This window comes from Streptomyces sporangiiformans (assembly GCF_005768555.2).
In the GTDB taxonomy this organism is placed as follows: domain Bacteria; phylum Actinomycetota; class Actinomycetes; order Streptomycetales; family Streptomycetaceae; genus Streptomyces; species Streptomyces sporangiiformans.
The window spans coordinates 1-8,271 of the sequence record NZ_VCHX02000040.1 but is presented as its reverse complement, the minus strand read 5'-3'; the positions used below and the strand labels follow the sequence as shown (position 1 = coordinate 8,271).

Here is an 8,271-nt window from a genome sequence, read left to right as displayed (position 1 = left end):
GTACGTCGCGATGTGCTCCGTACCGGCGTACCGGCGACGGCGTACCGCGTCGGCGGCCGCGCCCAGCGCGTGCAGCGGGGCGTGGCGGTACAGGTCGAGCGCCTCCTCGGGGGTGATCCGCCCACCCTCGGCGGCACGGTCGAGGACGGACTGAAGGTCGGGCTGGAGGTCGGACTGGGGAGGGCGGGACATGGGCCGGCCTTTCCTGGGACGTGGGCGGGCTGTGCGGGAACCGTGTCGTGTGGTCAGTCGCTGCCGGGATCGCCCAGCAGCCGCACGCGTACATCGGGCGGAAAGCCCTCGTGGGCGCCGCCGACCCGCCGGGCGAACTCATGGATTCCGGCGAGTTGCGGGGCCCCGAGACTGAAGTCGAGCGCCGTGGTGTAGTAGCGGCGCAGTGTGTCCGCGTCGAACTCCTCCCAGCGCGACGCCTGTTCACACACCTTGTCCACCTCGACGAGGGACAGGTCGCGCGAAGCGAGCAGATCGGAGTGGACCTGGCGGACCATGTCCGGCTCGCGCTCCAGGAAGTCCCGGCGGGCCGCGAACACCGCGAAGACGAACGGCAGGCCCGTCCAGTCCTTCCACATCCGGCCGAGGTCATGGACCTCAACGCCCAGCTCGGGAGCCTCGTACAGAGAGGCCCGCAGCGCCGCGTCACCGATGACGACGGCGGCCCGCGCCTCCTTCAGCATCGTCCGCAGATCGGGTGGGCAGACGAAGTAGTCGGGTCGCACGCCCACGCGGTCCGCGAGCAGCAGCCGCGCCAGCCGCACCGCGGTCCGGCTCGTCGAGCCGAGGGCGACCGGGGCGCCGTCCAGCTGGTCGAGCGGTACCTGGCTGACGATGAGGCACGACATCACGTCGCCGTCGCTGCCCACGGCGATGTCGGGCAGCGCCACGAGGTCGTCGGCGTGGCGCAGAAACTGGAGAAGGCTGATCGGCCCGATGTCGAGATCGCCCGCCGCGAGCGCCTCACTGAGGCCGTCGGGGTTGTCCTTGCGCAGGTCCAGGTCGAGGAGGCTGCCTGTTCTGGCGAGTCCCCAGAACAGCGGCAGGCAGTTGAGGAACTGGATGTGGCCGACCCTGGGCCGGCGCCGTCCTGTGACCGGTGGCGCCGGCGCCCCGGTGGCGAGTGGTTCGATCATGGTGGCAGCAGCTCCAGTGTCAGCTAGAGGGGGGAACGGCGGCGCGGGCCGAGCACCGCGGAGCCGGCTCCGCGGACCCGGGGGTCGGCGGAAGTGCCGTGTCACGTGCGGGAGTCCGCGCCACGGGTCATGTCCTCGCGGGCATGCGGAAGTGCTCGGTGAGCACCGCGAGCACGTCCGCCTGGCGGTCGGCGAGGAAGAAGTGCCCGCCGGGAAAGACCTTCAGCTCGCTCCCGCCGGTGGTGTGGTCGGCCCAGGCACGCGCTTCGTCCAGGGAGGTCTTGGGGTCGGCGTTGCCGGTGAGCACGGTCACCGGGCAACTCACTGTTGCCCCTGGATCACAGCGGTACGTCTCCACCGCCGTGTAGTCGCTGCGGATCGCCGGGAGGATCATGCGCAGCAGTTCCTCGTCGGCGAGGAACTGGCCGTCGGTGCCGCTCAGCGCCCGCAACTCGGCCACCAGTCCGTTGTCGTCACGCAGGTGCACGTTCTCGTCGCGGGTCCTGGACGGCGCCCGCCGGCCCGAGGCGAAGAGCCGTACGGGGCCGCCACCGGCACCTTCCATGCGCCGTGCCACTTCGAAGGCCACCACCGCGCCCATGCTGTGCCCGAAGAAGGTCAGCGGCCGGTCGTCCCAGCCCGCGAGTGCCTCTGTGATGCTGTCGGCCAGGTCCGCGACCGAGGTCACCCCAGGTTCGCTGCGGCGGTCCTGACGCCCCGGGTACTGCACGCCGAGGACGTCGACGGCTGGGCTCAGGGCGGTGGAGACGGGCAGGTAGAAGCTGGCGGAGCCACCCGCGTGCGGAAAGCACACGAGCCGCTCGGCCGCTTCCGGAGCGGGGTGGTACCTGCGGATCCACAGGTTGCCCGGGATGGGTGAGGTCATGGGATGTGGGGGTCCTTCCAACGGGTCGGCGCAACCTGGCCGAGGAGAAGACGGGCACGAGGCCCGAGCGGGCCGGGGTGTGCGCGGCACGCTCACTATTCAGTGCAACCGCACCGATTCCACAAGGTCTGACCGGGGCGGGAGCGGGAAGTCTGGGCGTTTCCCCGGTTCTTGAGGGCCGCGGTCGGCCGCAACTGGTCCTTCACGAAGACCCCGTCCTAGCCTTCGGCGACCGGCCTTCGGCAGGGGCGGACACCGAACCGCCCGTCGGCCTCGGCCAGTTGAGAGGAGAGTGGGACCCCCATGACCACCAACACCCCATTCCGAAGCGGCCAGAACGCCCCACGGGCTCGGCGCGGAACCCGAAGTCTGGCGGTCGTGGCCGGAGCTGCCGCGGCCCTCCTTGCCTGGCTGGTGACGGCGAAACTCGCCGGCACCCCTCTGGACGTCCGCACCGGTTCCGGGGAGGCCGTGCAGTCGGTGGGAGTCGCGGCCGTCGTGGTGGCGGCTGTGACAGCGGGCCTCGGCGGATGGGCGTCGCTCGCCGTCCTGGAACGGCTTGTGCCGGCCAGAGCCCGGGCGGTATGGACGGCCCTCGCTGTCGTCGTCCTCGTCCTGTCCCTGGCCGGACCCCTCGACCAGGGCACGACGACGGGCGCCAAGGCCGGACTGGTGGGCCTGCACCTCGTGACCGGCATGGTGCTCGTCCCGGCGCTGGCGAGGACAGCCGCCCGGCGGTGACACGCGCGGGCCGTCGTCCGGCGGTGCCCCCTCCCGGGGCGTCGCCCGGCGGTGACCCTCCTGGGCCGTCGAACAGCGCGGGAGGCAGAGGCCCGTCGGGTCTCCGCCTCGCCCGAGCCCTGTCCGACGGCCCGTGGTGGACCACCACCGCCCCCTCACGGTTCGTCATGTCCCGCTGCCAGCAGCCTTGTTGGGGGCGAGAACCTGGTCAGCCGCATGGTCAGGCGCTCTCCGCGTCAGGGCCGTAGATCTCGACGGTGTCACTGGCACGGCGCACATGAATGCAGTCGCCAGGGCACTCCTGAGCCGAGTCGACCACGTCACGCAGGATGGTCAGGGGGACCCGTACGGCCGCTCCCGGCTCCTGGACCAGTTCGTCGTCCTCGTCCTTCACATACGCGAGGCCGTCAACATCCAGTTCGAACACCTCGGGCGCGTACTGCGCGCAGATGCCGTCACCGGTGCACAGACCCTGATCGATCCAGACCTCGAGTTCCTGGTCGTCGGTCGTCTGCATGGGCGGTTTCACCTTCCTGCCGATCGTGTCGCTGGGGGTACGCGTGCCGGGTCCTGGGGACTGCCGCGGGGATCAGACCCGCATGGGCTGCGGTGCCTCGCGGCGTGCGGGGTCCGGGCCCTCGTAGTCGCGGATGATCTCGTAGCGCGTGTTCCGCTCCACCGGGCGGAAGCCGGCGTCGCGGATCAGGTCCAGCAGATCGTCACGGGTGAGCTTGTTCGGCGTGCCGTAGTTGTCGGCGTCGTGCGTGATCTTGTACTCGACGACCGAGCCGTCCATGTCGTCCGCGCCGTGCTGCAACGCCAGCTGGGCNTGTCGTCCGCGCCGTGCTGCAACGCCAGCTGGGCGGTCTGCACACCGTGCATCACCCAGAACACCTTGACGTGCGGAACGTTGTCGAACAGCAGCCGGGACACCGCGAACGTCTTCAGAGCCTCGGCACCGGTCGCCATCTCGGTCCGCGCCTGAAGACGGTTACGGACCTTGCCGTCCTGCATGTCGACGAAATCGTGCTGGTAGCGCAGCGGGATGAACACCTGGAAGCCGCCGGTCTCGTCCTGCAGCTCACGCAGCCGCAGCACATGGTCGACGCGGTGACGGGGCTCCTCGATATGGCCGTACAGCATCGTGCACGGGGTCTTCAGACCCTTCGCGTGCGCGAGCCGGTGGATACGCGACCAGTCCTCCCAGTGGGTGCGGTGGTCGACGATGTGCTGCCGCACCTCCCAGTCGAAGATCTCCGCACCGCCGCCGGTCAGCGACTCCAGCCCCGCCTCGATCAGCTCGTCCAGGATCTCCGACGCCGACAGGCCCGAGATCGTCTCGAAGTGGTGGATCTCCGTCGCTGTGAAGGCCTTCAGGGAGACGTCCGGCAGCGCCTTCTTCAGCTCGGAGAGCGACCGCGGGTAGTAGCGCCACGGTAGCGTCGGGTGCAGGCCGTTGACGATGTGCAGCTCGGTGAGGTTCTCGTTCTCCATCGCCTTGGCCAGACGGACGGCCTCCTCGATGCGCATCGTGTACGCGTCCTTCTCGCCCGGCTTCCGCTGGAACGAGCAGTACGCACACGACGCCGTGCACACGTTCGTCATATTGAGGTGGCGGTTGACGTTGAAGTGCACGACGTCGCCGTTCTTGCGCGTGCGCACATGATGCGCCAGACCGCCCAACCAGGCGAGGTCGTCGCTCTCGTACAGGGCGATGCCGTCCTCGCGGGACAGCCGCTCGCCGGCGAAGACCTTGTCCTCCAGCTCGCGCTTGAGCCCAGCGTCCATTACCGGGAACCTCCTCGGTCGGTGCCTGACGGCACACCTGGTGAGTGTGAGCACGCGTCCGGGGACGTGGCTCTCTGTCGGCCGTGCTCGGGAACCGGCGACACCCCGGACCGTCCGGGCGTGCTGCACGAGGTCAGGGAGAGTCGGCCACGTGTGCCGCGCAGGAGCGGGGCCTGACGGCTCCGACAACCGGCGCGCTCCGGAAGCCGGCCCGGCGTATGCCGCGGACCGGCATCCGCTGACGCCCCTCCATGCTGGCCGATGCCGGTCTGGGGAAAACCCCACACCCGGAGCGGGTTCTCTGGAACAGGGCGGCCCTGCCCCGCAAGTGACCCGTGCCGGTCGAGGAGCCCGCATCCGGCCGCGCGGGCGCGAAGCCCCGCACACGGCGACAAGAAAGGCCAACGACCGCATGACCGAAACAGCCAAAACGCACGAACGCCTGACCCTGGCACACTCGCCGTGCCCCAACGACACCTTCGTCTTCCACGCCTGGACGCACGGCCTGCTTCCGGGAGCACCCGAGACGGACGTCACCCTGGCCGACATCGACATCACGAACAGCGTGGCCGAGGAGGCGTCCTTGGACGTGCTCAAGGTCTCGTACGGCGTGCTGCCGTACATCCTCGACAGCTACGCGCTGCTGCCGACCGGTGGTGCGCTCGGCCGTGGCTGCGGCCCGCTCGTCCTGCTCAGGGAACCGGGTGCACCCGCCGACCTGTCCGGCGCCCGAGTCGCCGTGCCCAGCACCCGCTCCACGGCCTATCTGCTGTTCCGGCTGTGGGCCGCGCGCGCCGTTCCCGACGGCGTCGGGGAGATCGTCGTCCTGCCCTTCCACGACATCATGCCCTCGGTCCGCGACGGCCGCGTCGACGCGGGGCTCGTCATCCACGAGGCCCGCTTCACCTATCAGCAGTACGGCCTGCACTGCCTCGCCGACATGGGGGAGGAGTGGGAGAAGCGGACCGGCCTGCCCATACCCCTCGGCGCCATCGTCGCCCGGCGTGCCCTCGGCGAGCGCCGGATCGCGGAGGTGACCGAGGCCATCCGCGCCTCCGTGCGCTTCGCGTGGGACGCGCCCGACGCGTCCCGGGACTACGTCACCGAGCACGCGCAGGAGATGGCGCCGACGGTCATCGGCCGGCACATCGACCTGTACGTGAACACGTTCACGGCCGACCTGGGGGAGGAGGGCTACGCGGCGGTGACAGAACTCCTCGAACGCGCCGCGGGTGAAGGGCTCCTGCCTCCGGTGACTCAGGGAGCTCTTCGTCTGTGACTCTCTGCCTCCGGACGGGAGCGGCCAATGTTAGTGGTTCTCTTAGAGCCGGTCGGCGCAGGTCACCGCCCTCGGAGGGCGTCCGCATAATCGAGCGCAGGGTGGCGCCGAGAACGGCGGCCGGATCAGTCCCCCTCCCCCTCCCTGATCCGGACTTTCGCCGACCGGCGCCGCCCGGTGTCTGACGGGCCGTCACCCACCGTCACCCACCCCTCTTGTCGGCGAGGTCCCGAGCCTTTCGTTGGACGAGACCTTGCGCCAGCTGTTGAAGGGAACCGATCTGTGAGCGAGGCCAGGCTTGACGACTTCCTGCGGCGCGTGACGGCGGACCTGAAACGCACCCGCAGCCGCCTGCGCCAGATCGAGTCGAAGGCCGTCGAACCCATCGCCATCGTCGGCATGGCCTGCCGCTACCCCGGCGGGGCCCGCACGCCCGAGGACCTGTGGCAGCTCGTCGACTCCGGATCGGAAGGCATCACCGGCTTCCCCGACAACCGAGGCTGGGACCTCGACGGACTCTACGACCCCGATCCGGGCCACCCCGGCACCTGCTACACCCGCGAGGGCGGCTTCCTGCACGACGCCGCCGACTTCGACGCGGACTTCTTCGGCATGTCGCCCCGAGAGGCACTCGCCACCGACCCCCAACAGCGGCTGCTGCTCGAGGCCGCCTGGGAGGCCATGGAGCGTGCGGGGCTGCGCCCTGCCGAACTGAAGGGCAGCGCGACCGGCGTCTTCGCGGGCGTCATGTACAACGACTACGCCACGCGATTCACCCAGCCGCCCGCCGGACTCGACGGCTACCTGGGCAACGGCAGCGCGGCCAGCATCGCCTCCGGACGCATCTCCTACACGTTCGGGCTGGAAGGCCCCGCGGTCACCGTGGACACGGCTTGTTCCTCGTCCCTGGTCGCGCTTCACCTGGCCGTCCAGGCACTACGGGGCGACGAGTGCGACCTCGCGCTCGCGGGCGGCGTCGCCGTCATGTCCACACCGGTGACCTTCCTCGAGTTCAGCCGTCAGCGTGGACTCTCCGCCGACGGCCGGTGCAAGTCCTTCGCGGACGCGGCGGACGGCACCGGCTGGAGCGAAGGCGTCGGCATGCTCCTGCTGGAACGTCTCTCGGACGCCCGGCGCAACGGCCATGAGGTCCTCGCCGTGGTCCGTGGATCGGCCGTCAACCAGGACGGCGCGAGCAGCGGACTCACCGCGCCCAACGGGCCGGCGCAGCAACGCGTCATCCGCACCGCCCTCGCGGCGGCCGGCCTCTCCCCGGCGGACGTGGACGCGGTCGAGGCGCACGGCACCGGCACCACGCTGGGGGACCCCATTGAGGCGCAGGCGCTGCTGGCGACGTACGGTCAGGACCGGCCAGGGAACCGGCCGTTGTGGCTCGGCTCTCTCAAGTCCAACATCGGGCACGCCCAGGCCGCGGCCGGCGTCGGCGGCGTCATCAAGATGGTGCAGGCCCTACGTCACCAGAGGCTGCCGCGCACCCTGCACGTCGACGCCCCTTCCACCACCGTCGACTGGACGGAGGGCGACGTTCGTCTGCTCACCGAGCCCGTCGAGTGGCAGGACCCCGGCCGCCCGCGCCGCGCGGGTGTGTCGGCTTTCGGCGTGAGCGGTACCAACGCCCACGTCATCATCGAACAAGCGCCGTCTGCACTGGCCGAGGGAGCACCGGCTGCGGCAGCGTCGGTTGGGGCGGTACCGGCCGAGGGAGCTTCGGACGCCCCGTTGCTGCCTGTCCTGCCGTGGCTGCTGACCGCGCGGAGTCCGGAGGCGCTGTCGGAGCAGGCCCGGAAACTCCTGCTGCAGCTGTCAGCCCATGGGGTGGAGGACGACCACGCGGTGGCCCGGTCCCTGGCCACCACTCGTTCGGTGTTCGAGCACCGTGCGGTGGTGCTGGGTGCGGACCGGCAGGCGCTGGTGGCCGGTCTGGAGGCCCTGGCGTCCGGCGAGCCCGCGGCCGGTCTGGTCAGTGGCTCGGCGAGGAGCGGTGGCAGGACGGCGTTCCTGTTCTCCGGGCAGGGGGCGCAGCGCCTGGGTATGGGGCGTGCGTTGTATGAGGCGTTTCCGGTCTTCGCGGAGGCGTTCGACGCGGTGTGTGCGCGTGTCGGCGGGCTGCGGGATGTGGTCTTCGGTTTGGATGCGGAGGTGTTGGGTTGTACGGAGTGGGCGCAGCCTGCGTTGTTCGCGGTGGAGGTGGCGCTGTTCCGGCTGGTGGAGTCGTGGGGTGTGCGACCCGATTTCGTGGTGGGGCATTCGATTGGTGAGTTGGCGGCCGCTCATGTGGCGGGGGTGTTCTCGCTGGAGGATGCGTGCCGTTTGGTGGTGGCGCGTGGTCGGTTGATGCAGCAACTGCCTTCCGGTGGGGCGATGTTCGCGGTGGAGGCGTCCGAGGAGGAGGTCGCGGCGCTGCTGGA

7 protein-coding genes and 2 pseudogenes are annotated in these 8,271 nt (G+C 70.4%); 3 read left to right on the top strand and 6 right to left on the bottom strand.

The annotated features are described in order from the left end of the window. The 3 genes and pseudogenes from FGD71_RS02650 to FGD71_RS02640 all read right to left on the bottom strand — a co-directional run. Window positions 1-192 (bottom strand): annotated as a pseudogene (locus FGD71_RS02650) (dehypoxanthine futalosine cyclase); the annotation flags it as partial. Window positions 193-245: 53 nt separating this feature from the next. After that, entirely contained in the window at window positions 246-1,148 is a 903-nt protein-coding gene (locus tag FGD71_RS02645; RefSeq protein WP_119098725.1) for a menaquinone biosynthetic enzyme MqnA/MqnD family protein, read from the bottom strand. 127 nt (window positions 1,149-1,275) lie between these two features. Continuing rightward, on the bottom strand, window positions 1,276-2,034 hold the full coding sequence (locus FGD71_RS02640; RefSeq protein WP_119098724.1) for a thioesterase II family protein: 759 nt from the start codon (window positions 2,032-2,034) through the stop codon (window positions 1,276-1,278). Window positions 2,035-2,337: 303 nt separating this feature from the next. On the opposite strand from FGD71_RS02640, the gene FGD71_RS02635 reads away from it, so the two are divergent. Beyond that, window positions 2,338-2,775 carry a DUF6069 family protein gene (locus FGD71_RS02635; RefSeq protein ID WP_119098723.1) on the top strand — a complete coding sequence of 146 codons (438 nt, stop codon included), beginning with the start codon at window positions 2,338-2,340 and terminating at the stop codon, window positions 2,773-2,775. Window positions 2,776-2,995: 220 nt separating this feature from the next. On the opposite strand, the gene FGD71_RS02630 is transcribed toward FGD71_RS02635, so the two are convergent. From FGD71_RS02630 to mqnE, 3 genes and pseudogenes are all read right to left on the bottom strand, one after another. Further along, window positions 2,996-3,292 carry a ferredoxin gene (locus FGD71_RS02630; protein WP_119098722.1) on the bottom strand — a complete coding sequence of 99 codons (297 nt, stop codon included), beginning with the start codon at window positions 3,290-3,292 and terminating at the stop codon, window positions 2,996-2,998. Between the two features lie 72 nt (window positions 3,293-3,364). Next, window positions 3,365-3,604: pseudogene (locus tag FGD71_RS48365) on the bottom strand (aminofutalosine synthase MqnE); the annotation flags it as partial. 1 nt (window position 3,605) lies between these two features. Beyond that, the coding region (gene mqnE / locus FGD71_RS02625; RefSeq protein WP_244951190.1) for an aminofutalosine synthase MqnE at window positions 3,606-4,563 on the bottom strand (958 nt) is incomplete at its 3' end. A 412-nt stretch (window positions 4,564-4,975) separates the two neighbouring features. Between mqnE and FGD71_RS02620 the strand changes: the two genes are divergently transcribed. Next, window positions 4,976-5,842: a 1,4-dihydroxy-6-naphtoate synthase gene (locus FGD71_RS02620; protein ID WP_119098721.1), complete on the top strand. Its 867-nt coding sequence runs from the start codon at window positions 4,976-4,978 to the stop codon at window positions 5,840-5,842. A gap of 282 nt (window positions 5,843-6,124) precedes the next feature. Next, on the top strand, window positions 6,125-8,271 hold a 2,147-nt coding region (locus tag FGD71_RS02615; protein WP_119098720.1), incomplete at its 3' end, for a type I polyketide synthase.